The organism is Sideroxydans sp. CL21 (genome assembly GCF_902459525.1).
Classification (GTDB): Bacteria; Pseudomonadota; Gammaproteobacteria; order Burkholderiales; family Gallionellaceae; genus Sideroxyarcus.
Window position 1 is genome coordinate 2,816,496 of the sequence record NZ_LR699166.1, and the last position, 22,155, is coordinate 2,838,650.

Here is a 22,155-nt window from a genome sequence, read left to right on the forward strand (position 1 = left end):
GCGCATAATTTACGCGCATTAATCATACACGTCAAAAGCAAGCATTTAGCAACAAATTGGACAGGCCGCGAATGGCAGTTTCTGCAGGTTGGGAAAGCATCAAAACTCGCGTATATTGTCAGGTCGTTTTACTGACTCGCTGCCCGGAATGGAATACATAAAAATACGCGGTGCCCGCACCCACAATCTGAAGAACATCAGCCTTGACCTGCCACGCAACCAATTGGTGGTGATCACCGGATTATCCGGCTCTGGCAAGTCCTCACTCGCTTTCGATACCTTGTATGCCGAGGGGCAGCGGCGCTATGTGGAGTCGCTTTCCGCTTATGCGCGGCAATTTCTGCAGCTGATGGAGAAACCGGATGTCGATCTGATCGAGGGGCTTTCCCCCGCTATCGCCATCGAGCAAAAAGCCACTTCGCATAACCCTCGCTCCACTGTGGGTACGGTCACCGAGATCCACGACTATTTGCGCCTGCTGTTTGCACGGGCCGGTGATCCGTATTGTCCGCAACATGATCTGGTGTTGCAGGCGCAGTCCGTAGGACAGATGGTGGATCATGTGCTGGCACTGCCGGAGGGGACCAAGGTGATGATCCTGTCGCCGCTGGTCGTTGAGCGCAAGGGCGAACAGCTGGAGTTGTTCGACGAACTGCGTGCGCAAGGTTTTGTACGCCTGCGTGTAAACGGCAAGGTGTGCGAGATGGACAACCTGCCGAAACTGGAGAAGAACAAGAAGCACACCGTCGAGATCGTGGTGGATCGCTTGAAAGTATCAACCGATATCAAACAGCGGCTGGCAGAGTCGTTCGAGACGGCGTTGCGCCACGCTGACGGGCGTGCGCTGGCGGTGGAGATGGATACGGGCAAGGAGCATCTGTTCTCGGCGAAGTTCGCCTGCCCCATCTGCAATTACTCGTTGCAGGAACTGGAGCCGCGGCTATTCTCGTTCAACAGCCCGATGGGCGCGTGCCCGAAGTGCGACGGCCTGGGCGTGATCAGTTTCTTCGATCCGAAACGCATTGTGGCTTTTCCATCACTCTCGCTGAGCGGCGGCGCGATCAAGGGTTGGGACAGGCGCAACCAGTTCTATTACCAGATGCTGGACAGTCTGGCGAAACATTACGATTTCGACCTGGAGCGCCCGTTCGAAAGCCTGCCGGAGAAGATTCAAAAGGTTGTGTTGTACGGCAGCGGGCGTGAAGAGATTCCTTTCCAGTACCTGAACGAGCGCGGCAAGAAGATGATGCGCGAGCATCCCTTCGAAGGCATCGTCAACAATCTGGAACGGCGCTACAAGGAGACGGATTCGCCGACGGTGCGCGAAGAACTGGCGAAGTACCTCAACGGCTGCACTTGCCCGGATTGCAACGGCACCCGCCTGCGCATCGAGGCGCGCCATGTGCGTGTGGCCGACCACACCATCTACCAGCTCAGCGCGTTGGCGCTGAAGCAGGCGCTGACTTTTTTCCAGGGCGTGACGCTGCCCGGCAACAAGCAGGCTATCGCCGAGAAGATCGTGCAGGAGATCGCCAGTCGCCTGACTTTCCTCAACAACGTGGGGCTGGACTATCTTTCCCTGGATCGCTCTGCCGAGACGCTCTCCGGCGGCGAAGCGCAGCGTATTCGCCTCGCATCGCAGATCGGCTCGGGACTCACGGGCGTGATGTATGTACTGGATGAGCCTTCCATCGGCCTGCACCAGCGCGACAACGACCGCTTGCTGGCCACCCTGAAACGCCTGCGCGACATGGGTAACAGCGTGATCGTGGTGGAGCATGACGAGGACGCCATCCTGACGGCCGATTACGTGGTGGACATGGGCCCCGGCGCGGGTGAACATGGCGGCAAGGTCGTGGCGCAGGGTACTCCTGAAGAAGTATGCGCCAACCCTCAATCGCTCACAGGCGATTACCTGTCCGGACGGCGCAGTATCGAAGCACCGAAAAAATATCGCAAGCCGGATCCCGAGCGACGACTGAAGATCGTCGGCGCCTGCGGCAACAACCTGAAGGACGTCACGCTCGACCTGCCGGTCGGCCTGCTCGTGTGCGTCGCCGGCGTGTCCGGCTCTGGCAAGTCCACACTCATCAATGATACCTTGTATCACGCTGTGGCCAAGCACCTGTACGGCAGCAATGCCGAGCCGTCGCCTTATGCGGAGATTGAAGGCCTGGAGTTCTTCGATAAAGTCATCAACGTCGATCAGTCGCCCATCGGACGCACACCGCGATCCAATCCGGCGACTTACACCGGCCTGTTCACGCCGATACGCGACCTGTTCTCCGGTGTGCCCATGTCACGCGAACGCGGCTACGGGCCGGGACGTTTCTCTTTCAACGTCAAGGGCGGGCGCTGCGAATCCTGCCAGGGCGATGGTGTGATCAAGGTGGAGATGCACTTCCTGCCAGATGTGTATGTACCGTGCGACGTGTGCCATGGCCACCGCTACAACCGCGAGACACTGGAGGTTCAGTACAAGGGCAAGAACATCCATCAAGTGCTGGAGATGACGGTGGAACAGGCGCACGAGTTTTTCTCCGCCGTGCCAATTCTCGCGCGCAAGCTGAGAACGCTGCTTGACGTGGGATTGGGCTACATCACGCTGGGGCAAAGCGCCACCACCCTGTCCGGCGGCGAAGCCCAGCGCGTCAAGCTCTCGCTCGAACTCTCCAAACGCGACACCGGGCGCACGCTATACATCCTCGACGAACCGACCACCGGGCTGCACTTCCATGATATCGCAATGCTGCTCAAGGTCATTCACACGCTGCGCGACCAGGGCAACACGGTGGTGGTCATCGAGCACAATCTGGACGTGATCAAGACTGCCGACTGGGTCATCGACTTGGGGCCGGAAGGTGGCAACGGCGGTGGGCGTATCGTGGCACAGGGCTCGCCCAAGGACATCGCGGCGAATCCGGAAAGTGTGACAGGGCCCTACCTGCAAAAACTGCTGGGCAAATGATGAAGCGCAGTTTGCTCGCCTGCCTTCTTTTCCCTGCCCTATTGGCGCAGGCGCACGATTTTGATGCGAATGAAATGGTTGTCGCCCATAACCGCTGGCGCAAGACTGTCGGCGCTCCGCCGCTCTCCTATTCGACCGACCTTGCGGCTTCGGCCCAGGAATGGGCGAACCACCTGAAGGAAAGCAACCATTGCAGGATGCAGCACAGCAAGCCGGACGGGCGCTACGGCGAGAACCTGTTCTGGGCAAGTGCGGTGCAATGGTCCGATGGCAGGCGCGAGCTGCAAAAAGTCAGGCCGGAAACAGTGGTGAATGACTGGGGCAGCGAGCGTTCGAACTACAGCTACAAGAACAACAACTGCGTTAAAGGCAAGATGTGCGGGCATTACACACAGCTCGTCTGGAAGGCCACGACCACGGTCGGTTGTGCTGTCGCCACGTGCGAGGACTCACGCGACCAAATCTGGGTCTGCCAATATCAGCCGCCCGGCAACTGGGTTGGGCAAAAGCCATATTGATTCTAAATCAGATAATGATAAGGCCGGTTTAAATCCGGCCTTGTCGTTTATGCATATTCCCGGTCGCCAATAGTTACTTGACAAGTATTGTTGGTTATTGTTAGATAATTGCCGCGTTTGCTCCAACAACCAAATCCAAAGGAGAACGATCATGAACATCAAGATGTTAGCCCCGCTTCTCTTGACTCTCGTGTGGAGTCAGGCCTATGCAGCAGACGGTTCCATCACGATCAGCAGCCCCGCCAATGGCGCCATGGTCAGCGCCAAAGACAAGGTTCCGGTTACTTACGCAGCCACGCTCGGCCCGAACGGAGATCACCTGCACCTTTATGTCGATGGCAAACGTGTGGACGTGTTGCGCCAAATAAAGGGAACTGCAGAGCTTGACCCCTTGTCTGTCGGCAAACATCACGTCTGCCTGACCGTCAATACAAGTTCACATGCACCGACTGGTGTCGAAAGCTGCGTAGACATAGCTGCGCAATGAGTGCTGCACAGAATCTGAGCTACAGTGTAATTCAGGTTGTGCATAACTTCGGTGCTGTTGCGGCAGTGGGTGGATCGGTGATTGCAACGCGGTTGCGAGATAACGTTACGCGACGCAGGTTGGCAAATCTGGTGCTGATCGGCTGGGTGACACAAGCCGTAAGTGGTGCCACCTTCGGTATGGTCACTTACCACTTTTACCACCAGTTTCCGGACATTTCCGGGATAGCAGTCGATGCACTGGCAATCAAGATGGTTTGCGCGACGCTGGGGATTTTGCTGCTTGCAGCTTACCTTTGGCAAGGCCATCGCTGGACTGAACAGGGTAAGAACAAAGCTTGGATTTCGTCATCTGTACTGGCAATCACAGCGATATCAGGTGCTGCTTTCCTGCGCTGGTTCTCCTGAACCGTTCTGCAAAAACAACAAGGCCGGATTAGATCCGGCCTTGATTATTTTTATTGCAGCGTTTGAATCTTACTCGCCTGCATCTACCGGTTGAGCATCTGCCGGACGATCCAAGAGTTCGACCAGTGCCATCGGTGCATTGTCGCCTTTGCGGAAGCCGAACTTGAGGATGCGCGAATAGCCGCCGTTGCGGGCTGCATAGCGCGGGCCGAGTTCGTCGAACAGCTTGGTAACGATCTCGCGATCACGCAGACGAGCGAACGCCAGACGGCGGTTAGCCAAGCTTGGGTTCTTGCCCAGAGTCAGGATAGGTTCGGCGACGCGGCGCAGCTCCTTGGCCTTCGGCAGGGTAGTCTTGATGACTTCGTGACGCAGCAGCGAAACGGTCATGTTGCGCAACATTGCCAGACGGTGGCTGCTGGTGCGGTTAAGTTTTCTAAGTCCTAAACGGTGACGCATGATTTTCCTCTCTTGCAGCCCAGCCTCACGGCTGGATCAGCTTATTTCTCGGACATTGCCGTCCAGTTTTCCAACTTCATGCCCAGCGACAAGCCGTGTTCGGCCAGCACTTGCTTGATCTCGTTCAGCGATTTGCGGCCCAGATTCGGGGTGCGCAACAGATCCGCTTCGGTGTTTTGAATCAGATCACCGATGTAATGAATGCTCTGAGCCTTGAGGCAGTTGGAAGAACGCGGTGTCAATTCCAGATCGTCGACCGGCCGCAGCAACATCGGATCGACTTTCGGCGTCTGTGGCTTCTCTACCGGGGCCGGTGTACCTTCCAGCGCAGCGAACACGGAGAGTTGATCCATAAGAATGCGTGCTGCATAACGGATGGCCTCTTCGGGATCGATCGCGCTGTTGGTCTCGATGTCCATGATCAGCTTGTCGAGGTCGGTACGTTGTTCAACGCGCGCACTTTCAACAGCGTAGCTCACGCGAGAAACCGGGCTGAACGATGCGTCCAGGGCGATGTGTCCAACCGGACGAGTCGCACCTGGCTGCATACGAGAGATAGCGGACACGTAACCGCGACCTTGCTCTACCTTGATTTCCATATCCAGCTTGCCGCCAGCGGCCAGATGGGCGATGACATGATTCGGGTTGATGACTTCGGTATCTGCTCCGACTTCAATGTCGGCAGCCGTCACGACGCCCGCGCCGGATTTGCGCAAATGCAATGTCGCTTCACGCGAGTTATGCAGCTTCAATACCAGACCCTTCAGATTCAACAGGATCTCGACCACGTCCTCTTGAACGCCGTCGATAGACGAGTATTCATGCAACACGCCCGCGATCTTGACTTCAGTCACCGCGTAGCCAGGCATGGAAGACAACAGAACACGACGCAGGGCATTGCCCAGCGTGTGTCCGTAGCCTCGCTCGAATGGCTCCATCACCACCCGTGCTTGGGTGGGTGTAGTGCGCTGCACATCAATGATGCGAGGTTTCAACAGATTATTGTTAGACATATGCTACTCCGCGTGGATTACTTGGAATACAACTCGACCACGAGATGCTCGTTGATCGTCGCAGGCAATTCGGAACGCTGCGGAACCGACTTGAAAGTTCCTTTGAACTCCTTGGCATTGACTTCGAGCCATTCAGGGAAGCCACGCTGTTCGGCAGCCGCCAAAGCTGCTTTAACACGCAACTGGTTCTTGGATTTTTCCGCCACTTCGACCACATCACCTGGACGTACTTGGTACGACGGGATATTGACGCGTTTGCCGTTAACCAGAATGGCATTGTGACGCACCACTTGGCGTGCTTCGGAACGCGAAGCACCGAAACCCATACGGTATGAAACGTTGTCCAGACGCGATTCCAGCATCTGCAGCAGGCTTTCACCGGTGATGCCGCGAGATTGCTCAGCGCGCTTGTAAGTCAAACGGAACTGGCCTTCCATCATGCCGTAGATACGACGCAGCTTTTGCTTTTCGCGCAATTGGCCACCGTATTCGGATTGGCGCTGGTTCTTTTTCTGACCATGCTGACCGGGCGGATAGGCGCGACGCTCTACTGAGCACTTGTCGGTAAAACATTTCTCTGCCTTGAGGAACAGCTTCTCGCCTTCGCGGCGGCACTGACGGCATTTTGCATCAAGATTTCTAGCCAAGATCTATGCTCCTTAGATACGACGCTTTTTCGGAGGACGGCAGCCGTTGTGCGGTACCGGCGTAATATCCGAAATGCTTGTTATTTTGAAACCTGCGGCGTTCAACGCACGCACTGCGGACTCGCGCCCCGGGCCTGGGCCCTTGATGCGAACTTCCAGATTCTTGACACCGCATTCAACAGCAGACTTGCCGACTGTCTCGGCGGCGATCTGCGCTGCGAACGGGGTACTCTTACGAGACCCCTTAAAACCCTGCGCGCCACTGGTCGACCAAGCCAAGGTATTGCCTTGACGATCCGTAATGGTCACGATGGTATTGTTAAAGGAGGCGTGAACGTGCGCGATACCTTCGGCTACGTTCTTCTTAACTTTCTTGCGCACTCTCGTGCTGGGCTTTGCCATGTCTTCGATCCTCTACTAGATTACTTCTTCGCGCCGGCGATGGACTTACGAGGTCCTTTGCGGGTACGTGCATTGGTGCGTGTGCGCTGGCCACGGCACGGCAATCCGCGACGATGGCGCAGACCGCGGTAGCAGCCCAAGTCCATCAAACGCTTGATGTTCATTGAGATTTCGCGACGCAAATCGCCTTCCACCGTGAACTTGGCGACTTCGTCGCGCAGCTTTTCCATATCGGAATCGCTAATGTCCTTAACCTTGGTAGAAGTGACGACTCCGGCAGCAGAACAAATCTGCTGAGCACGAGTGCGCCCGATACCGTAAATCGCAGTTAATGCGATCTCGGCGTGTTGATGGTTTGGAATGTTTACACCGGCAATACGAGCCATGCAGCTACCCTATTTATTCAAAAGTCGTAAATTGTACCATCCAGAGGCGATTTAACTCAATCAGCCCTGGCGCTGTTTGTGACGCGGATCACTACTGCAGATCACACGAACCACACGATTGCGCCGCACGATCTTGCAGTTACGGCACACTTTTTTCACGGACGCTTGCACTTTCATTTGCTTCTCCTTGCTTCTCTCAACTTACTTGGCGCGGAAAACAATGCGCGCCTTGCTCAAATCGTAGGGTGATACTTCCACCGTCACTTTGTCGCCCGGCAGTATGCGTATGTAATGCATACGCATCTTGCCAGAAATATGGCCAAGAACAACAAAACCATTTTCCAACTTCACCCGGAAAGTCGCGTTAGGCAGGGACTCTTCAACCTCACCCTGCATCTGGATGACGTCTTCCTTTGCCATCTATCGCGTTATCCCGGCCTTAAAATTGGCCTTCTTTAACAGATTCTCATACTGGTGCGTCATCATGTAAGACTGCACCTGCGCCATAAAATCCATAGTCACCACTACCAAGATCAGCAGCGATGTGCCGCCGAAATAAAATGGTACGTTCCACTTAACCACCAAAAACTCCGGCAACAAACACACTAGGGTGATGTATACCGCACCGACCAATGTCAGGCGCAACATGATCTTCTCAACATACTTCGCAGTCTGCTCTCCGGGTCGGATACCCGGCAAAAAAGCACCGCTTTTCTTCAAATTGTCCGCCGTTTCTTTCGGGCTAAATACAAGCGCCGTATAGAAGAAACAGAAGAACACGATGGCTGACGCATAGAACAACACATAAATTGGCTGTCCCGGCGACAACTTCTCGCTTACATCTTTCAACCAGGTCATGTTCTGACCGGATCCAAACCAACCTGCCACTGTCGCCGGGAACAGAATAATGCTGGAAGCGAAGATTGGTGGAATCACTCCAGCCATATTCAGTTTCAACGGCAAATGGGAGCTTTGCCCACCATATACCTTGTTACCCACTTGCCGCTTGGCATAATTCACCAAAATCTTGCGCTGCCCACGCTCCACGAACACCACCAAGCCCGTCACCAAGATCGCAACAACAAACAACGCCAGCACCAACGGGATAGAGAACGCTCCGGTGCGAGCCATCTCCAACGTATTGCCCAATGCATTCGGCAGACCTGCTGCGATACCAGCGAAAATGATCAGCGAGATACCGTTGCCCAAGCCGCGTTCAGTAATCTGCTCACCAAGCCACATCAGGAACATCGTGCCCGTTACCAGAGTGATCACGGTTGTCATCTGGAACATCGATCCAGGATGCAATACCAAACCAGCCTGCGACTGCAATGCAACAGAGATGCCGAACGCCTGAAACAGCGCTAACACCAAGGTGCCGTAGCGGGTGTACTGTGTAATCTTTCGGCGCCCTGCTTCGCCTTCCTTTTTCAGTTGCTCCAAATGCGGCACAGCAATCGCTGCAAGCTGCATAATGATGGAGGCGGATATGTACGGCATGATGCCCAGCGCAAAGATGGTAAAGCGCGACAACGCACCGCCCGAGAACATGTTAAACATGCCCAGAATGCCACCCTTCTGCGACTTGAACAGGTCTGCCAGCACATTCGGATCAATTCCGGGCACGGGGATATGAGCCCCGATCCGGTAGACAATCAATGCAAGCAACAAGAACCAGAGACGCTGCCCCAGATCACCGTACTTACCTTTGCTCACAACTTTGTTCACAGACTGCCCTTATTCCGCGATGCTGCCGCCTGCAGCTTCCACTGCGGCACGTGCACCTTTGGTCAGCAACAGACCTTGCAGCTTGACGGCACGCTTGATCTCCCCTGCCATTACAACCTTGGCACTCAAAGCGGTAGCGGCCACAACACCTGCTTGTTTCAAAGCCAACAGATCAATCGAGTCAACCGGCATTTTCTCCAGATCGGACAAGCGCACTTGCGCAGTGTCATTGCGTGTCAGCGAAACGAAGCCTCGTTTAGGCAGACGGCGTTGCAATGGCATTTGACCGCCTTCAAAACCGACCTTGTGGAAACCGCCTGAACGCGATTTCTGGCCCTTGTGGCCACGACCGGCCGTTTTGCCCAGACCTGAACCAATGCCGCGACCGACGCGGCGTTTAGCATGCTTTGAACCTTCGGCAGGTTTAATTTGATTGAGTTGCATTTACGCCTCGCACTTGACCAAGTAATACACTTTGTTAATCATGCCGCGAACTGCCGGAGTATCTTCCACTTCGACGGTATGATGCATGCGCCGCAACCCCAATCCTCGCACAGTAGCGCGATGAGTTTCTTTGGTGCCGATAATGCTTCTTACCAGCGTCACCTTCAATGTTTTGGCTTGCGCCGTTTTAGCTTTTGCCATGACTTACCCCGTGATTTCTTCTACGCTCTTGCCGCGCTTTGCAGCGATCTCGGCTGGCGAATTCAGAGCCTTCAAACCGTTCAGCGTGGCACGCACAACGTTATAAGGATTGCTGGAGCCGATACATTTGGCCAACACGTTACGCACACCCACAGCCTCGAACACTGCACGCATCGCGCCACCAGCAATAATGCCGGTACCTTCGGATGCTGGCTGCATGTAAACCTTGGCTGCTCCATGACGACCAATTACTGCATGGTGCAGCGTACCGTCCTTCAAATTCACTTTAAGCAACTTGCGGCGTGACTCTTCCATCGCCTTCTGCACAGCCACCGGCACTTCCTTGGATTTACCCTTACCCATGCCGATACGGCCATCGCCATCGCCTACCACGGTCAGCGCAGCAAAACCCATGATACGACCACCCTTAACAACCTTGGTCACACGGTTCACTGCGATCATCTTTTCGATGAGGCCGTCGCCTTTGTCTTCTTGCTGCTGATTCTTGCCTTGTTTAGCTTGTGCCATGATTCACCCCAGGTTAGAACTGCAAGCCATGTTCGCGCGCGGCATCAGCCAGCGCCTTGATGCGACCATGGTACTTGTTGCCGGAACGGTCGAATGCAACCGCTGTCACACCGGCGATCTTGGCCTTTTCGGCAATACGCTTACCTACTGCCGCTGCAGCTGCCGCATTACCGCCGTTACCGACAGCTTTGCGCACTTCCGCTTCCAGCGTGGAGGCACTCACCAGCACTTTGCCACCGTCGGCAGAGATCACCTGGGCATAGATATGCAGGTTTGTGCGATGGATCGCCAGACGCACCGTCTTTTGTTCAGCGATTCTTGCACGGGTTTTGCGTGATCTGCGCAGACGCGCTTCATTCTTATTCAACATATCAACCTCGATTATTTCTTCTTGGTTTCTTTCAGGATCACCACTTCGTCGGAATAACGCACACCTTTGCCCTTATAGGGTTCAGGTTCACGATATGCACGAATCTCGGCGGCGACTTGACCAACTTGTTGCTTGTCCGAACCGGTCAATATGATCTCGGTCTGGGTAGGTGTCGCCACCTTTACACCCTTGGGCATCTTGTGCACCACAGGATGCGAGTAGCCCAATGTCAGGTTCAGCGCATCACCGGCAGCTTGTGCACGGTAACCCACGCCAACCAGCGTCAGTTTGCGCTCGAAGCCTTTGCTCACGCCGACTATCATGTTCGCCACCAAAGCGCGAATGGTGCCGGACTGCGCATCAGCCTGGGCGGATTCATCCGTAGCTTTGCACAGCAGGGCATCGCCCTCGCGTACAACGACCACATCACCCTTAAGCACCTGTGTCAGAGTACCCAACGGGCCCTTCACGGAAATTTTATCGGTTGCGACCGTCACTTCGATACCAGACGGAACCGCAATAGGATTTTTAGCGACTCTAGACATATTTCCCCCTTACGCCACGATGCAGAGCACTTCGCCGCCGATACCATTGGCGCGTGCTTTGCGGTCTGTCATCAGCCCCTTGGAGGTGGAAACGATCGCTATACCCAGATTATTCATCACACGCGGTATATCTTCGCTACCCTTGTATACACGCAGGCCCGGGCGGCTCACACGCTGGATCTTTTCGATCACAGGGCGATCTGCATAATATTTGAGGCCAATTTCCAGCGTGGGCTTGCCATCATGGTCGATGACCTTGAAACCTTCCACATAACCTTCGTCCAGCAACACCTTGGCGATAGCCGCCTTGATCTTGGAAGAAGGCATTGATACCGTTAACTTTTCCGCCATTTGCGCATTACGAATACGCGTCAACATGTCGGAGATAGGATCACTCATACTCATAGATTCACCCTTACCAGCTTGCCTTGACTACACCTGGGATTTCGCCGCGCATCGCGTACTCACGCAACTTGGTACGCCCCAAACCGAACTTACTGAACACTCCGCGCGGACGACCAGTCAACGCACAGCGATTACGCAAACGCACCGGGCTTGAATCGCGCGGCAATGCTTGCAATTTTTGACGTGCGGCAAAGCGCTCTTCTTCGCTCAACGACACATTTGTAATGATTGCCAGCAAAGCTGCGCGCTTCGCAGCGAATTTCTTCACTGTATCGCGGCGCTTTTGCTCGCGGTTAATCACAGCCATCTTAGCCATATCGCCCTCAGTTCTTCAATGGGAATTTGAAAGCCAACAGAAGCGCCCTAGCCTCATCGTCGGTCTTCGCAGTGGTCGTGATAGTAATATTCATACCACGCAGCGCATCAATCTTGTCGTACTCGATTTCCGGAAAAATGATCTGCTCTTTGATGCCCATGTTGTAATTACCACGACCATCAAAAGACTTGCCAGAAATGCCACGGAAGTCACGAATACGGGGAATAGCAACCGTCACCAGACGATCCAAAAATTCATACATACGCTCACGACGCAACGTCACCTTGCAGCCAACCGGATAGTTCTCGCGAATCTTGAAACCAGCGATTGATTTCTTGGATTTGGTTACTACCGGTTTTTGACCGGCGATTTTTTGCATATCACTGACAGCATGATCCATCACTTTTTTATCGGCTACCGCCTCACCCACCCCCATATTCAGGGTGATCTTCTCGATGCGCGGCACTTCCATGACGGATTTGTAACCAAACTGCTTCATCAGCTGTTCTGTCACGTTCTTTTTATAGTAGTCGTATAAACGAGCCATGTTCTTACCCCTTACGCAATCACTTCGCCGTTGGACTTGAACACGCGCACTTTGCGACCGTCCCCCAACTGCTTGACGCCAACACGATCCGCCTTCTTGGTGGTCGAGTTATAGATGGCGATATTGGAAATATGGATAGGCTTCTCGATTTCCACGATACCGCCTGTCGTACCTTTTACCGGATTCGGCTTCTGATGCTTCTTGACTTTGTTGATGCCAGCCACCAGCACTCGGTCGTTATCCAACACGTTCAACACGCTGCCGCGATTGCCCTTATCCTTGCCGGCGATGACGATTACATCGTCGTTCTTTTTAATCTTGTTCATGATTTATCCTCGACTGTCGCTTACAACACTTCCGGCGCCAGAGAGACGATCTTCATGAAGCGCTCATTGCGCAGTTCACGAGTCACCGGTCCAAAAATACGGGTACCGATCGGCTCCAGCTTGTTATTCAGCAACACAGCCGCATTGCCATCAAATTTGATCAAGGATCCGTCTGAGCGGCGCACACCCTTGGCGGTACGTACTACCACGGCGCTGTACACCTCGCCTTTTTTGACGCGAGAACGCGGAGCCGCATCACGGATGCTAACCTTGATCACATCACCAACGCCAGCGTAGCGGCGCTTGGAACCGCCCAATACCTTGATGCACATAACCGAGCGCGCACCAGTATTGTCGGCAACATTCAAAACAGACTGCATTTGTATCATTTTTCAATCTCCAACTTTGTCCGCCTGCGGCGGCTAGTTTTGGAACCCGTTCGGGTTAGGCCGCCGCATAGCGACGGTGAAACGAAGCCGCGCATTCTATTCAAACTTGCCAGGATCCGCAAGCTTTAATTAATAAATTATGCTTCGCCAGCCTTTTCCAGCAACTTGGACACGCGCCAAGTCTTGGTCTTGGACAAGGGACGTGTCTCCTCAATGGTAACCACATCACCTTGATTGAACTCGTTGTTCTCATCATGCGCATGGTATTTTTTAGATACACGCACAACCTTGCCCAGCACCGGGTGCTTGACTTTGCGTTCGACCAGCACCGTGACGGTCTTATCCATCTTGTTGCTGACGACAGTCCCGGTCAACGCACGTTTCAGATTCGTTGCACTCATTGCTGCACACCCTTCTCGGTCAATACCGTTTTCACTCGCGCGATATTGCGGCGCACCTTGGTCAATTGGCTGGTGTTGCTCAATTGCTGGGTTGCCACTTGCATACGCAGGCCGAATTGCTCCTTGCTCAGGGACAACAGCTCTTGTTGCAGATCGGCCACCGATTTGTTTTTCAGTTCGCTTGCCTTCATGATCATGCCCCTACCTGTCTAACGACGAATGTTGTTTCAATCGGCAACTTGGCTGAAGCCAACTTGAAAGCCTCACGCGCCAACACCTCATCCACGCCGTCCATCTCGTACAACATCTTGCCTGGCTGAATCTCGGCGACATAGTACTCTGGACTACCCTTACCGTTACCCATACGAACTTCGGCCGGTTTCTTGGAAATCGGTTTATCCGGGAAAATGCGAATCCAGATACGTCCACCGCGCTTGATATGGCGGGTCATGGCACGTCGTGCCGCTTCGATCTGACGTGCGGTCAGACGACCGCGACCCACGGCCTTGAGACCAAACTCGCCGAAACTTACTTTGTTGCCGCGTGTCGCGACTCCGGTGTTACGACCCTTCTGTTCCTTGCGGTACTTTCTTCTAGCTGGCTGTAGCATGCTTAGCTCCCGACGACTTTCTTACTTTCTTTTCCGGCTCAGCAACGACGGGGGCAGCAGCTTCCTGTTGTCCAGTCTGATGATCGCCCTTGTAGACCCAAACCTTGACACCTATCAGGCCGTAGGTGGTCAGCGCTTCGGATGTTCCGTAGTCGATTTCTGCACGCAGAGTATGCAATGGCACACGGCCTTCGCGATACCACTCGGTACGCGCGATCTCGATTCCGTTCAAACGCCCAGAACTCATGATCTTGATGCCTTGCGCGCCCAAACGCATTGCGTTCTGCATCGCGCGTTTCATGGCGCGACGGAACATGATGCGCTTCTCGAGCTGCTGGGTGATGGAGTCGGCAATCAGTTGCGCGTCCACTTCCGGCTTGCGCACTTCTTCGATGTTCAGACCCACATCGGGCAAGCCCATGCGTTTCTTCAGTTCGTTGCGCAGGGACTCGATATCCTCGCCCTTCTTGCCGATCACCACGCCAGGACGGGCCGTGTAAATAGTGATCTTGGCATTTTTGGCCGGACGTTCGATAACGATCTTGGAGACTCCGGCACCCGCCAGTTTCTTCTTTAGATAGTCGCGCACTTCGATGTCTTTCAGCAGCAACTCGGAAAAGTGCTTGCTGTTGGAATACCACTTCGATGTCCAGTTTTTCTGAACGCTCAGACGGAATCCAATTGGATGAATTTTCTGACCCATGCTTTAGCTCCCGACGACGATCGTTATGTGACAGGTTTGCTTCTCGATGCCGTTACCACGGCCTTTGGCGCGAGGAATCATGCGTTTCAAAGAAGTACCTTTGTCCACGTAGATGGTAGCGACCTTCAATTCGTCGATATCGGCGCCGTCGTTATGCTCGGCGTTGGCAATCGCGGAATCCAGTGCCTTCTTGATAATGCCACCGCCCTTTTTCGGGCTGAAAGCGAGGATGTTCAGCGCTTGCGCAACAGGCAGACCACGAATCTGGTCCGCAACCAGTCTGGCTTTCTGTGCCGACAGGCGAACACCACGGATGACTGCTTTTGTACTCATCATGTCTCCTTATTTCTTGGCGACTGCTTTTTTATCAGCAGCGTGACCTTTGAAGGTGCGGGTCAAAGAAAATTCGCCAAGCTTGTGTCCAACCATGTTCTCGGAAACGTACACCGGGACATGCTGCTTGCCGTTGTGCACCGCGATCGTCAAACCAACGAACTCGGGCAACACGGTGGAACGACGCGACCAGGTTTTCACCGGGCGCTTGTCGCTGGTTGCGCGCACTGTCTCCACCTTCTTCAGCAGATGCAGATCGACGAATGGGCCTTTTTTAACTGAACGAGCCATATCTAGTTACCCCTTAAACCTGAAAGCGGCGGCGCACAATCATGCCGCTAGTACGCTTGTTGCGACGCGTGCGGAAGCCCTTGGCTGGCACACCCCATGGACTGACCGGATGACGGCCTGCCGCAGTTTTACCTTCACCACCACCGTGCGGGTGATCGACCGGGTTCATTGCCACACCGCGCACTGTCGGGCGGATACCGCGCCAACGATTTGCACCAGCTTTGCCAATGGAACGCAGGGAATGTTCGCCGTTACCGACTTCTCCGATGGTCGCGCGGCAATCAACGTGCACCTTGCGGATTTCGCCGGAGCGCAGACGCAACTGAGCGTAGCTGCCTTCACGTGCCAGCAATTGCACAGATGCACCGGCCGAACGCGCCAATTGAGCACCCTTGTTAGGCAACATTTCGATCGCGTGAATCGTGGAACCAACCGGGATATTGCGTAGCGGCAGTGCATTACCAGCTTTAATAGGCGCTTCCGGACCGCTCATCAACTGAGCTCCTGCAAAAATCCCTTTGGGAGCGATAATGTAGCGACGCTCACCGTCTGCATACACCAGCAACGCCAAGTGCGCAGTGCGGTTCGGGTCGTATTCCAGACGCTCAACTTTAGCCGGAACACCGTCCTTGTCGCGTTTGAAATCCACGAGGCGGTAATGCTTTTTGTGCCCACCACCCATGTGACGCACGGTAATGTGGCCGTTATGGTTACGCCCTGCGGTTCTGGTCTTCTTCTCCAGCAACGACGCTTCGGGCTTGCCCTTGTGCAACTCCGGAGTGACAACGCGTACAACAGCGCGAGTTCCAGGTGATGTCGGTTTGAGTTTGATCAGTGCCATGTTTTACCCCTGCTCGCTTGCAGCAAAGTTGATTTCCTGACCGGCAGCCAGGCACACATAAGCCTTCTTCCAGTCCTTGCGGGCGCCCATATAGCGGCCGAAACGTTTTTGTTTGCCCTTGACGTTGCTGATCTGTACGCTATCAACAGTGACATTGAACAGCTTCTCAACAGCGGCCTTGACTTCCGGCTTGGTAGCATCGGATGCCACGCGGAAAATCACTTGCTCATTCAGTTCGGCAACGTAGGTTGCCTTCTCAGAAATCTGCGGCGCTAGCAAAATGTTCAGCAAACGCTCTTCGTTGAATTTTTGTGTACTCATGCCAGCATCTCCTCGATTTTTGCGATCGCGCCGCGCGTCACCAAAACCTGAGGGAAACGAACCAAGCTGACCGGGTCGGCCTGGTGTGCTTCCACCACCAACACGTTCGGCAGATTGCGCGACGACAGATACAGGTTTTCGTCCAGGCTATCAGTAATGATCAGCACACGATCCAGACCCATGGCTTTGATCTTCTCAGCCAACAGCTTGGTCTTAGGCGCCGCAACTGACAACGCATCTATCACACTCAGACGACCATCTCGCACCAATTGCGAGAATATGGAAGCCAAGCCGGCGCGATACATTTTGCGGTTAATCTTTTGAGTGTAGTTTTGGTCAGGCGAGTTCGGGAAAATCTTGCCGCCACCACGCCACAACGGGCTTGATGCCATACCGGCACGAGCGCGGCCGGTACCCTTTTGGGCGAAAGGCTTGCGCGTGGATTTGGCGATCTCGCTACGGCCTTTTTGTTTGCTGCTAGCCGAACGCGCGTTTGCTTGATACGCAGTAACCAGTTGGTGAATCAGCGTTTCATTGTACTCACGGCCGAACAGATCGTCAGAAGCGCTCATGCTCGGCGCCGCCTTGCCGTTTTCGTTAATAACCTTTAGTTCCATTATGCCCCCGCTTTCACTGCCGGGCGCACGATCACGTCGCCGCCTGGCGCGCCCGGTACGGCGCCGCGCACCAGCAACAACTGGCGTTCGGCATCAATACGAACGATTTGGAGATTTTGCACTGTGCGCTGCACGTCACCCAAGTGACCGGTCATGCGCTTACCTGGGAACACGCGTCCCGGATCCTGCGCCATACCGATAGAACCCGGAACGTTGTGCGACTTGGAGTTACCGTGAGAGGCACGACCAGATTTAAAGTGGTGACGCTTGATGGTACCGGCATAACCTTTACCGATGGTAACACCCGTCACGTCGACTTTCTGACCAACCTGAAACAGATCCACGCCAACCTTGCCACCGAGGGTCAGGCTGGCAAGCTGTTCTGGCGTGGCAGTGAATTCTTTCAGCACGCTACCGGCCTCGACGCCGGCTTTTGCGAAATGACCCGCAGCGGCTTTGGTCACACGGCTGGCGCGGCGCGTACCGTACGCAACCTGCACTGCACTGTAACCGTCCGTGGAAGCGGATTTGATCTGGGTGACACGATTGTTGGACACGTCCAACACCGTCACCGGCAACGATGTACCGTCGTCGGTAAAGATGCGAGTCATGCCAATCTTGCGACCGACAAGTCCTAAGCTCATTATATTTTCCTTTTATTAAGGGGCTGACTTCAATTGGTCAGCCGATCCGTACTACAAACTGCTAAAACTATTAACTACCCGACAACAATCATTGCAACTTGATTTCCACATCCACACCAGCCGGCAGATCAAGCTTCATCAGCGCATCCACGGTTTTGTCCGTCGGATCCATGATGTCCATCAGGCGCAGATGGGTGCGAATTTCAAACTGGTCGCGCGAAGTCTTGTTCACATGCGGCGAACGCAAAATATCAAAACGCTCGATCTTGGTGGGCAACGGAACCGGGCCCTTGACCACAGCACCGGTACGTTTGGCCGTATCCACAATTTGCAGCGCGGATTGGTCGATCAAACGATAATCGAACGCCTTCAGGCGAATGCGAATTTTTTGACTTTGCATAATCTTCTCTTGCATCTACGCGGCATTGCCGCTGGTTTAAAGAACGAAAACGCGTGACCGCAGCCACGCGAGGGCGCGCATTGTATGCTTACTCGATGATCTTGGCAACCACACCCGCGCCGACGGTACGACCGCCTTCGCGGATCGCGAAGCGCAGACCTTCTTCCATCGCGATCGGGTTGATCAGGTTCACCGTGATGCTCACGTTGTCGCCAGGCATCACCATCTCGGTTCCTGCCGGCAGTTCGACCGCACCCGTCACGTCCGTCGTACGGAAGTAGAACTGCGGACGATAACCTTGGAAGAACGGGGTATGGCGGCCACCCTCATCCTTGCCCAAGACGTAAATCTCGGCTGTGAACTTGGTGTGCGGCTTGATGGAACCTGGCTTGCACAGCACTTGGCCGCGCTCAACTTCTTCACGCTTGGTGCCGCGCAGCAGCACGCCCACGTTGTCGCCTGCCTGACCCTGGTCCAGCAGCTTGCGGAACATTTCAACGCCGGTGCAGGTGGTCTTTTGGGTCGGTTTGATACCGACGATTTCCAGCTCTTCGCCGACTTTGACTACGCCGCGCTCGATACGGCCCGTCACAACAGTACCGCGACCGGAAATGGAGAATACGTCTTCCACGGGCATCAGGAAGGCGCCGTCGATGGCGCGCTCCGGTGTCGGAATGTAGGTGTCAAGCGCTTCGGCCAGACGGAAGATAGAGGGCTCACCCAGTTCACCTTGGTCACCCTCAACCGCCAGCTTGGCGCTGCCTTTGATGATGGGGGTGTCGTCGCCAGGAAAGTCATACTTGGAAAGCAATTCCCGGATTTCCATTTCGACCAGTTCCAGCAATTCTGCGTCGTCCACCATGTCGCATTTGTTCATGAACACGATGATGTACGGTACGCCAACCTGACGCGCCAACAGGATGTGCTCGCGGGTCTGAGGCATGGGGCCGTCAGCGGCGGATACAACGAGGATCGCGCCGTCCATCTGGGCGGCACCGGTAATCATGTTCTTGACGTAGTCGGCGTGGCCCGGGCAGTCAACGTGCGCGTAGTGGCGGTTGGCCGTCTCGTATTCAACGTGGGCAGTATTAATAGTAATACCGCGCGCCTTTTCTTCCGGTGCCGCGTCAATTTGGTCGTAAGCCTTGGCTTCGCCGCCAAACTTCTTCGACAACACCATGGTGATCGCCGCTGTCAGGGTGGTCTTGCCGTGGTCAACGTGTCCAATCGTGCCTACGTTTACGTGCGGCTTCGTTCGTTCAAATTTGCTCTTTGCCATGATTTATCTCTCCGACTAGTCTGTATTATTTCTTGGTGTTCATTACTGCTTCAGCGACACTCTTGGGTGCTTCAGTGTAGTGCTTGAATTCCATAGTGTAAGTTGCACGCCCCTGGGTTGCGGAACGCAACGAAGTCGAGTAGCCGAACATTTCGGACAACGGCACCTCCGCCTTCACACTCTTGCTGCCGCCAGCCATATCATCCATACCCTGCACCATGCCACGACGGGAAGACAGGTCACCCATCACCGTGCCGGTATAGTCCTCCGGAGTTTCCACTTCCACCGACATCATCGGCTCCAGCAATACCGGACTGGCCTTGCGCATCCCGTCCTTGAAAGCCATGGATGCAGCCATCTTGAAGGCGTTTTCGTTGGAGTCCACATCATGGTAGGAACCGTCGAAAAGCGTGACCTTTACATCCACCACCGGGAAGCCGGCCAACACACCGCTAGGCAGCGATTCGCGCAAACCTTTTTCAACAGCAGGAATGAATTCGCGCGGAACAGTACCACCCTTGATCGCATCAATAAACTCGAATCCTTTGCCTGTCTCGTTCGGCTCCATCTTGATCCATACGTGACCGTACTGGCCGCGACCACCGGTCTGCTTGGCATACTTGCCTTCAACTTCGACCGACTTGCGAATCGCTTCGCGGTAAGCAACTTGCGGCGCACCCACATTCGCCTCCACGCCGAACTCGCGCTTCATGCGGTCAACCAGAATTTCCAGGTGCAACTCACCCATACCGGACATGATAGTCTGACCGGACTCTTCGTCGGTGTGTACACGGAACGAAGGATCTTCTGCCGCCAAACGACCCAGCGCAATGCCCATTTTCTCCTGGTCCACCTTAGTCTTTGGCTCGACAGCAACGTGAATCACCGGCTCCGGGAATATCATGCGCTCAAGGATAATCGGCTTGTTAGGATCACACAGCGATTCGCCGGTGGTCACATCTTTCAAACCGATACAGGCGGCGATATCGCCCGCCAAAATCTCGTCAACTTCCTTGCGCTCGTTTGCGTGCATCTGAACGATACGACCGATACGCTCTTTCTTGCCACGGATCGGGTTGTAAACCGTGTCACCCTTCTTGAGTACGCCAGAATAGACGCGCACGAAAGTCAGCTGACCAACAAACGGATCGGTCATCAGCTTGAATGCAAGCGCAGAGAAGCTCTCGCCGTCATCCGCCTTGCGGGATGTCGGAACGCCTTCTTCAGTCTCACCAGTCACATCCGGAATATCAACCGGCGACGGCAAGAACATGATCACCGCATCCAGCATGCGCTGCACACCCTTGTTCTTGAAAGCGGAGCCGCACAACATCGGCTGAATTTCACAGGCAATGGTACGCGTGCGAATACCCAGAATAATTTGCTCTTCAGTCAATTCGCCATTTTCGAGATACTGATTCATCAGATCTTCGGACGCTTCGGCGGCCGTCTCAACCATCTTTGCGCGCCACTCATTGGCAGTCGAAACCAACTCAGCCGGAATTTCTTTGTATTCGAACTTCATACCCTGGGAAGCTTCATCCCAGATGATGGCTCTCATCTTGATCAGATCCACAACGCCGGTGAACCCTTCTTCCGCACCAATAGGAATTACGAGCGGAACAGGGGTGGCCTTCAGGCGGGTTTCCATTTGCGTAACCACCTTGAAGAAGTTCGCCCCGGTACGGTCCATCTTGTTGACAAAGGCCAGACGAGGCACTTTGTACTTGTTCGCCTGACGCCAAACCGTCTCAGATTGAGGCTGCACACCACCCACGGCACAGTACACCATGCAGGCGCCATCCAGCACACGCATGGAACGCTCCACCTCAATGGTGAAGTCCACGTGCCCCGGAGTATCAATGATGTTGAAACGATGCTCCGGATAGGAATTGTCCATACCCTTCCAGAAGCAGGTCGTCGCTGCAGAAGTAATCGTGATACCACGCTCCTGCTCCTGCTCCATCCAGTCCATCGTGGCAGCACCATCGTGCACCTCACCGATCTTGTGACTCACACCTGTGTAAAACAGGATGCGCTCGGTAGTCGTTGTTTTACCAGCATCAATGTGCGCACTGATACCGATATTGCGATAGCGTTCGATGGGTGTTTTGCGTGCCACGGTGTACCTAACCTTGTCTTTATACTTTTAGAAACGGAAATGCGAGAACGCCTTGTTTGCATCAGCCATGCGATGGACTTCCTCACGCTTCTTGACTGCACCGCCACGACCTTCTGCAGCATCGATCAACTCTCCAGCCAAGCGCATACCCATGGATTTTTCGCCACGCTTGCGCGCAAACTCCTTCAACCAGCGCATTGCCAGCGCCATACGGCGCGACGGACGAACTTCGACCGGAACCTGATAGTTGGCACCACCGACGCGGCGACTCTTCACCTCAACCTGAGGCTTGGCATTGGAGATCGCCTGATTAAACACCTCAATCGGATCCTTGCCACTCTTCTTTGCGACCTGCTCCAGCGCACCGTACAAAATGCGCTCGGCGACCGACTTCTTGCCGGCCGTCATCAGCACATTAACGAACTTTGAAAGATCCTGATTGCCGTACTTTGGATCCGGCAGGACTTCGCGCTTGGGGACTTCTCTACGTCTTGGCATATCAATACC

The 22,155-nt window shown here is 54.6% G+C and carries 36 protein-coding genes; 4 read left to right on the top strand and 32 right to left on the bottom strand.

Annotated elements, in window-relative coordinates; all coding sequences use genetic code 11:
* Nucleotides 1–148: 148 nt before the first annotated feature.
* The 4 genes from uvrA (at nucleotide 149) to QOY30_RS13265 (ending at nucleotide 4,380) form a co-directional block, all read left to right on the top strand.
* Nucleotides 149–2,968, top strand: a complete 2,820-nt coding sequence (gene uvrA / locus QOY30_RS13250; protein WP_283745098.1) for an excinuclease ABC subunit UvrA — start codon at nucleotides 149–151, stop codon at nucleotides 2,966–2,968.
* A complete protein-coding gene (locus QOY30_RS13255) occupies nucleotides 2,965–3,486 on the top strand; it encodes a CAP domain-containing protein (protein WP_283745099.1) in 522 nt (173 codons plus the stop codon). Before uvrA ends, QOY30_RS13255 begins: the two co-directional genes overlap by 4 nt.
* 151 nt (nucleotides 3,487–3,637) lie before the next feature.
* Nucleotides 3,638–3,973: a hypothetical protein gene (locus QOY30_RS13260; protein WP_283745100.1), complete on the top strand. Its 336-nt coding sequence runs from the start codon at nucleotides 3,638–3,640 to the stop codon at nucleotides 3,971–3,973.
* Complete coding sequence (locus tag QOY30_RS13265) at nucleotides 3,970–4,380, top strand: hypothetical protein (RefSeq protein WP_283745101.1); 411 nt, start codon at nucleotides 3,970–3,972, stop codon at nucleotides 4,378–4,380. Before QOY30_RS13260 ends, QOY30_RS13265 begins: the two co-directional genes overlap by 4 nt.
* A gap of 69 nt (nucleotides 4,381–4,449) precedes the next feature.
* On the opposite strand, the gene rplQ is transcribed toward QOY30_RS13265, so the two are convergent.
* The 32 genes from rplQ to rpsG all read right to left on the bottom strand — a co-directional run bounded on the left by rplQ (nucleotide 4,450) and on the right by rpsG (nucleotide 22,146).
* The gene (gene rplQ / locus QOY30_RS13270; RefSeq protein WP_283745102.1) at nucleotides 4,450–4,839 is read right to left on the bottom strand and encodes a 50S ribosomal protein L17; all 390 of its coding nucleotides are present in this window, start codon (nucleotides 4,837–4,839) and stop codon (nucleotides 4,450–4,452) included.
* A gap of 41 nt (nucleotides 4,840–4,880) precedes the next feature.
* Nucleotides 4,881–5,852, bottom strand: a complete 972-nt coding sequence (locus QOY30_RS13275) for a DNA-directed RNA polymerase subunit alpha (RefSeq protein WP_283745103.1) — start codon at nucleotides 5,850–5,852, stop codon at nucleotides 4,881–4,883.
* Between the two features lie 17 nt (nucleotides 5,853–5,869).
* On the bottom strand, nucleotides 5,870–6,499 hold the full coding sequence (rpsD, locus tag QOY30_RS13280) for a 30S ribosomal protein S4 (protein WP_283745104.1): 630 nt from the start codon (nucleotides 6,497–6,499) through the stop codon (nucleotides 5,870–5,872).
* A gap of 12 nt (nucleotides 6,500–6,511) precedes the next feature.
* The gene (gene rpsK, locus QOY30_RS13285; RefSeq protein WP_013028928.1) at nucleotides 6,512–6,901 is read right to left on the bottom strand and encodes a 30S ribosomal protein S11; all 390 of its coding nucleotides are present in this window, start codon (nucleotides 6,899–6,901) and stop codon (nucleotides 6,512–6,514) included.
* Nucleotides 6,902–6,921: 20 nt separating this feature from the next.
* Nucleotides 6,922–7,287, bottom strand: coding sequence for a 30S ribosomal protein S13 (rpsM, locus tag QOY30_RS13290; RefSeq protein WP_283745105.1), 366 nt, complete (start codon nucleotides 7,285–7,287; stop codon nucleotides 6,922–6,924).
* 60 nt (nucleotides 7,288–7,347) lie between these two features.
* On the bottom strand, nucleotides 7,348–7,464 hold the full coding sequence (gene rpmJ, locus QOY30_RS13295; protein ID WP_013028926.1) for a 50S ribosomal protein L36: 117 nt from the start codon (nucleotides 7,462–7,464) through the stop codon (nucleotides 7,348–7,350).
* Nucleotides 7,465–7,488: 24 nt separating this feature from the next.
* The gene (gene infA / locus QOY30_RS13300; protein WP_013028925.1) at nucleotides 7,489–7,707 is read right to left on the bottom strand and encodes a translation initiation factor IF-1; all 219 of its coding nucleotides are present in this window, start codon (nucleotides 7,705–7,707) and stop codon (nucleotides 7,489–7,491) included.
* Nucleotides 7,708–9,015 (bottom strand): preprotein translocase subunit SecY, encoded by a 1,308-nt coding sequence (secY, locus tag QOY30_RS13305; RefSeq protein ID WP_283745106.1) that lies wholly within the window; start codon nucleotides 9,013–9,015, stop codon nucleotides 7,708–7,710.
* A gap of 9 nt (nucleotides 9,016–9,024) precedes the next feature.
* Nucleotides 9,025–9,459 carry a 50S ribosomal protein L15 gene (rplO, locus tag QOY30_RS13310; RefSeq protein WP_283745107.1) on the bottom strand — a complete coding sequence of 145 codons (435 nt, stop codon included), beginning with the start codon at nucleotides 9,457–9,459 and terminating at the stop codon, nucleotides 9,025–9,027.
* Nucleotides 9,460–9,660, bottom strand: coding sequence for a 50S ribosomal protein L30 (gene rpmD / locus QOY30_RS13315; protein WP_283745108.1), 201 nt, complete (start codon nucleotides 9,658–9,660; stop codon nucleotides 9,460–9,462). It lies immediately after the preceding gene.
* Nucleotides 9,661–9,663: 3 nt separating this feature from the next.
* Nucleotides 9,664–10,188 (bottom strand): 30S ribosomal protein S5, encoded by a 525-nt coding sequence (gene rpsE, locus QOY30_RS13320; RefSeq protein WP_283745109.1) that lies wholly within the window; start codon nucleotides 10,186–10,188, stop codon nucleotides 9,664–9,666.
* A 13-nt stretch (nucleotides 10,189–10,201) separates the two neighbouring features.
* Nucleotides 10,202–10,558, bottom strand: coding sequence for a 50S ribosomal protein L18 (gene rplR / locus QOY30_RS13325; RefSeq protein WP_283745110.1), 357 nt, complete (start codon nucleotides 10,556–10,558; stop codon nucleotides 10,202–10,204).
* A gap of 11 nt (nucleotides 10,559–10,569) precedes the next feature.
* A complete protein-coding gene (gene rplF / locus QOY30_RS13330; protein ID WP_283745111.1) occupies nucleotides 10,570–11,103 on the bottom strand; it encodes a 50S ribosomal protein L6 in 534 nt (177 codons plus the stop codon).
* Between the two features lie 9 nt (nucleotides 11,104–11,112).
* Entirely contained in the window at nucleotides 11,113–11,508 is a 396-nt protein-coding gene (gene rpsH / locus QOY30_RS13335) for a 30S ribosomal protein S8 (protein WP_283745112.1), read from the bottom strand.
* Nucleotides 11,509–11,518: 10 nt separating this feature from the next.
* Nucleotides 11,519–11,824 (bottom strand): 30S ribosomal protein S14, encoded by a 306-nt coding sequence (rpsN, locus tag QOY30_RS13340; protein ID WP_283745113.1) that lies wholly within the window; start codon nucleotides 11,822–11,824, stop codon nucleotides 11,519–11,521.
* A gap of 7 nt (nucleotides 11,825–11,831) precedes the next feature.
* Entirely contained in the window at nucleotides 11,832–12,371 is a 540-nt protein-coding gene (gene rplE, locus QOY30_RS13345) for a 50S ribosomal protein L5 (protein WP_283745114.1), read from the bottom strand.
* Nucleotides 12,372–12,382: 11 nt separating this feature from the next.
* On the bottom strand, nucleotides 12,383–12,697 hold the full coding sequence (gene rplX, locus QOY30_RS13350) for a 50S ribosomal protein L24 (protein WP_283745115.1): 315 nt from the start codon (nucleotides 12,695–12,697) through the stop codon (nucleotides 12,383–12,385).
* A gap of 20 nt (nucleotides 12,698–12,717) precedes the next feature.
* The gene (gene rplN / locus QOY30_RS13355) at nucleotides 12,718–13,086 is read right to left on the bottom strand and encodes a 50S ribosomal protein L14 (RefSeq protein ID WP_283745116.1); all 369 of its coding nucleotides are present in this window, start codon (nucleotides 13,084–13,086) and stop codon (nucleotides 12,718–12,720) included.
* Nucleotides 13,087–13,223: 137 nt separating this feature from the next.
* On the bottom strand, nucleotides 13,224–13,487 hold the full coding sequence (rpsQ, locus tag QOY30_RS13360; RefSeq protein ID WP_283745117.1) for a 30S ribosomal protein S17: 264 nt from the start codon (nucleotides 13,485–13,487) through the stop codon (nucleotides 13,224–13,226).
* A complete protein-coding gene (gene rpmC, locus QOY30_RS13365) occupies nucleotides 13,484–13,678 on the bottom strand; it encodes a 50S ribosomal protein L29 (RefSeq protein ID WP_283745118.1) in 195 nt (64 codons plus the stop codon). The genes rpsQ and rpmC overlap by 4 nt, the downstream gene beginning before the upstream one ends.
* A 2-nt stretch (nucleotides 13,679–13,680) precedes the next feature.
* The gene (gene rplP / locus QOY30_RS13370) at nucleotides 13,681–14,097 is read right to left on the bottom strand and encodes a 50S ribosomal protein L16 (protein ID WP_283745119.1); all 417 of its coding nucleotides are present in this window, start codon (nucleotides 14,095–14,097) and stop codon (nucleotides 13,681–13,683) included.
* The gene (gene rpsC / locus QOY30_RS13375; protein WP_283745120.1) at nucleotides 14,081–14,800 is read right to left on the bottom strand and encodes a 30S ribosomal protein S3; all 720 of its coding nucleotides are present in this window, start codon (nucleotides 14,798–14,800) and stop codon (nucleotides 14,081–14,083) included. The genes rplP and rpsC overlap by 17 nt, the downstream gene beginning before the upstream one ends.
* A gap of 3 nt (nucleotides 14,801–14,803) precedes the next feature.
* A complete protein-coding gene (gene rplV / locus QOY30_RS13380) occupies nucleotides 14,804–15,133 on the bottom strand; it encodes a 50S ribosomal protein L22 (RefSeq protein ID WP_283745121.1) in 330 nt (109 codons plus the stop codon).
* Between the two features lie 9 nt (nucleotides 15,134–15,142).
* Nucleotides 15,143–15,424 carry a 30S ribosomal protein S19 gene (gene rpsS, locus QOY30_RS13385; RefSeq protein ID WP_283745122.1) on the bottom strand — a complete coding sequence of 94 codons (282 nt, stop codon included), beginning with the start codon at nucleotides 15,422–15,424 and terminating at the stop codon, nucleotides 15,143–15,145.
* A 13-nt stretch (nucleotides 15,425–15,437) separates the two neighbouring features.
* Nucleotides 15,438–16,265: a 50S ribosomal protein L2 gene (rplB, locus tag QOY30_RS13390; RefSeq protein WP_283745123.1), complete on the bottom strand. Its 828-nt coding sequence runs from the start codon at nucleotides 16,263–16,265 to the stop codon at nucleotides 15,438–15,440.
* A gap of 3 nt (nucleotides 16,266–16,268) precedes the next feature.
* A complete protein-coding gene (gene rplW, locus QOY30_RS13395) occupies nucleotides 16,269–16,586 on the bottom strand; it encodes a 50S ribosomal protein L23 (protein WP_283745124.1) in 318 nt (105 codons plus the stop codon).
* Nucleotides 16,583–17,203: a 50S ribosomal protein L4 gene (rplD, locus tag QOY30_RS13400; RefSeq protein ID WP_283745125.1), complete on the bottom strand. Its 621-nt coding sequence runs from the start codon at nucleotides 17,201–17,203 to the stop codon at nucleotides 16,583–16,585. The genes rplW and rplD overlap by 4 nt, the downstream gene beginning before the upstream one ends.
* Complete coding sequence (rplC, locus tag QOY30_RS13405) at nucleotides 17,203–17,847, bottom strand: 50S ribosomal protein L3 (protein WP_283745126.1); 645 nt, start codon at nucleotides 17,845–17,847, stop codon at nucleotides 17,203–17,205. Before rplC ends, rplD begins: the two co-directional genes overlap by 1 nt.
* Nucleotides 17,848–17,935: 88 nt before the next feature.
* Nucleotides 17,936–18,247, bottom strand: coding sequence for a 30S ribosomal protein S10 (gene rpsJ, locus QOY30_RS13410; RefSeq protein ID WP_283745127.1), 312 nt, complete (start codon nucleotides 18,245–18,247; stop codon nucleotides 17,936–17,938).
* Between the two features lie 88 nt (nucleotides 18,248–18,335).
* Nucleotides 18,336–19,526: an elongation factor Tu gene (gene tuf / locus QOY30_RS13415; protein WP_283745128.1), complete on the bottom strand. Its 1,191-nt coding sequence runs from the start codon at nucleotides 19,524–19,526 to the stop codon at nucleotides 18,336–18,338.
* Between the two features lie 25 nt (nucleotides 19,527–19,551).
* Nucleotides 19,552–21,648, bottom strand: coding sequence for an elongation factor G (fusA, locus tag QOY30_RS13420; protein WP_283745129.1), 2,097 nt, complete (start codon nucleotides 21,646–21,648; stop codon nucleotides 19,552–19,554).
* A 27-nt stretch (nucleotides 21,649–21,675) separates the two neighbouring features.
* Nucleotides 21,676–22,146, bottom strand: coding sequence for a 30S ribosomal protein S7 (gene rpsG / locus QOY30_RS13425; protein ID WP_283745130.1), 471 nt, complete (start codon nucleotides 22,144–22,146; stop codon nucleotides 21,676–21,678).
* Nucleotides 22,147–22,155: the final 9 nt, after the last annotated feature.

Coding starts and splice junctions, on each gene's coding strand:
- rplP (WP_283745119.1), bottom strand. CDS start 14,097: ATGCTACAGCCAGCTAGAAGAAAGTACCGCAAGGAACAGAAGGGTCGT.
- tuf (WP_283745128.1), bottom strand. CDS start 19,526: ATGGCAAAGAGCAAATTTGAACGAACGAAGCCGCACGTAAACGTAGGC.
- rpsS (WP_283745122.1), bottom strand. CDS start 15,424: ATGGCTCGTTCAGTTAAAAAAGGCCCATTCGTCGATCTGCATCTGCTG.
- rpsG (WP_283745130.1), bottom strand. CDS start 22,146: ATGCCAAGACGTAGAGAAGTCCCCAAGCGCGAAGTCCTGCCGGATCCA.
- QOY30_RS13265 (WP_283745101.1), top strand. CDS start 3,970: ATGAGTGCTGCACAGAATCTGAGCTACAGTGTAATTCAGGTTGTGCAT.
- rpsE (WP_283745109.1), bottom strand. CDS start 10,188: ATGGCACAAGCTAAACAAGGCAAGAATCAGCAGCAAGAAGACAAAGGC.
- rpmD (WP_283745108.1), bottom strand. CDS start 9,660: ATGGCAAAAGCTAAAACGGCGCAAGCCAAAACATTGAAGGTGACGCTG.
- rplC (WP_283745126.1), bottom strand. CDS start 17,847: ATGAGCTTAGGACTTGTCGGTCGCAAGATTGGCATGACTCGCATCTTT.
- rplR (WP_283745110.1), bottom strand. CDS start 10,558: ATGTTGAATAAGAATGAAGCGCGTCTGCGCAGATCACGCAAAACCCGT.
- rpmJ (WP_013028926.1), bottom strand. CDS start 7,464: ATGAAAGTGCAAGCGTCCGTGAAAAAAGTGTGCCGTAACTGCAAGATC.
- QOY30_RS13275 (WP_283745103.1), bottom strand. CDS start 5,852: ATGTCTAACAATAATCTGTTGAAACCTCGCATCATTGATGTGCAGCGC.
- uvrA (WP_283745098.1), top strand. CDS start 149: ATGGAATACATAAAAATACGCGGTGCCCGCACCCACAATCTGAAGAAC.
- rplQ (WP_283745102.1), bottom strand. CDS start 4,839: ATGCGTCACCGTTTAGGACTTAGAAAACTTAACCGCACCAGCAGCCAC.
- rplB (WP_283745123.1), bottom strand. CDS start 16,265: ATGGCACTGATCAAACTCAAACCGACATCACCTGGAACTCGCGCTGTT.
- rplF (WP_283745111.1), bottom strand. CDS start 11,103: ATGTCTAGAGTCGCTAAAAATCCTATTGCGGTTCCGTCTGGTATCGAA.
- rpsJ (WP_283745127.1), bottom strand. CDS start 18,247: ATGCAAAGTCAAAAAATTCGCATTCGCCTGAAGGCGTTCGATTATCGT.
- rplE (WP_283745114.1), bottom strand. CDS start 12,371: ATGGCTCGTTTATACGACTACTATAAAAAGAACGTGACAGAACAGCTG.
- rpsC (WP_283745120.1), bottom strand. CDS start 14,800: ATGGGTCAGAAAATTCATCCAATTGGATTCCGTCTGAGCGTTCAGAAA.
- rpsN (WP_283745113.1), bottom strand. CDS start 11,824: ATGGCTAAGATGGCTGTGATTAACCGCGAGCAAAAGCGCCGCGATACA.
- rplV (WP_283745121.1), bottom strand. CDS start 15,133: ATGAGTACAAAAGCAGTCATCCGTGGTGTTCGCCTGTCGGCACAGAAA.
- rplD (WP_283745125.1), bottom strand. CDS start 17,203: ATGGAACTAAAGGTTATTAACGAAAACGGCAAGGCGGCGCCGAGCATG.
- rpsQ (WP_283745117.1), bottom strand. CDS start 13,487: ATGAGTGCAACGAATCTGAAACGTGCGTTGACCGGGACTGTCGTCAGC.
- rplO (WP_283745107.1), bottom strand. CDS start 9,459: ATGCAACTCAATCAAATTAAACCTGCCGAAGGTTCAAAGCATGCTAAA.
- rpmC (WP_283745118.1), bottom strand. CDS start 13,678: ATGAAGGCAAGCGAACTGAAAAACAAATCGGTGGCCGATCTGCAACAA.
- rplW (WP_283745124.1), bottom strand. CDS start 16,586: ATGAGTACACAAAAATTCAACGAAGAGCGTTTGCTGAACATTTTGCTA.
- rplN (WP_283745116.1), bottom strand. CDS start 13,086: ATGATACAAATGCAGTCTGTTTTGAATGTTGCCGACAATACTGGTGCG.
- QOY30_RS13255 (WP_283745099.1), top strand. CDS start 2,965: ATGATGAAGCGCAGTTTGCTCGCCTGCCTTCTTTTCCCTGCCCTATTG.
- QOY30_RS13260 (WP_283745100.1), top strand. CDS start 3,638: ATGAACATCAAGATGTTAGCCCCGCTTCTCTTGACTCTCGTGTGGAGT.
- rplX (WP_283745115.1), bottom strand. CDS start 12,697: ATGAACAAGATTAAAAAGAACGACGATGTAATCGTCATCGCCGGCAAG.
- rpsM (WP_283745105.1), bottom strand. CDS start 7,287: ATGGCTCGTATTGCCGGTGTAAACATTCCAAACCATCAACACGCCGAG.
- infA (WP_013028925.1), bottom strand. CDS start 7,707: ATGGCAAAGGAAGACGTCATCCAGATGCAGGGTGAGGTTGAAGAGTCC.
- rpsK (WP_013028928.1), bottom strand. CDS start 6,901: ATGGCAAAGCCCAGCACGAGAGTGCGCAAGAAAGTTAAGAAGAACGTA.
- rpsH (WP_283745112.1), bottom strand. CDS start 11,508: ATGAGTATGAGTGATCCTATCTCCGACATGTTGACGCGTATTCGTAAT.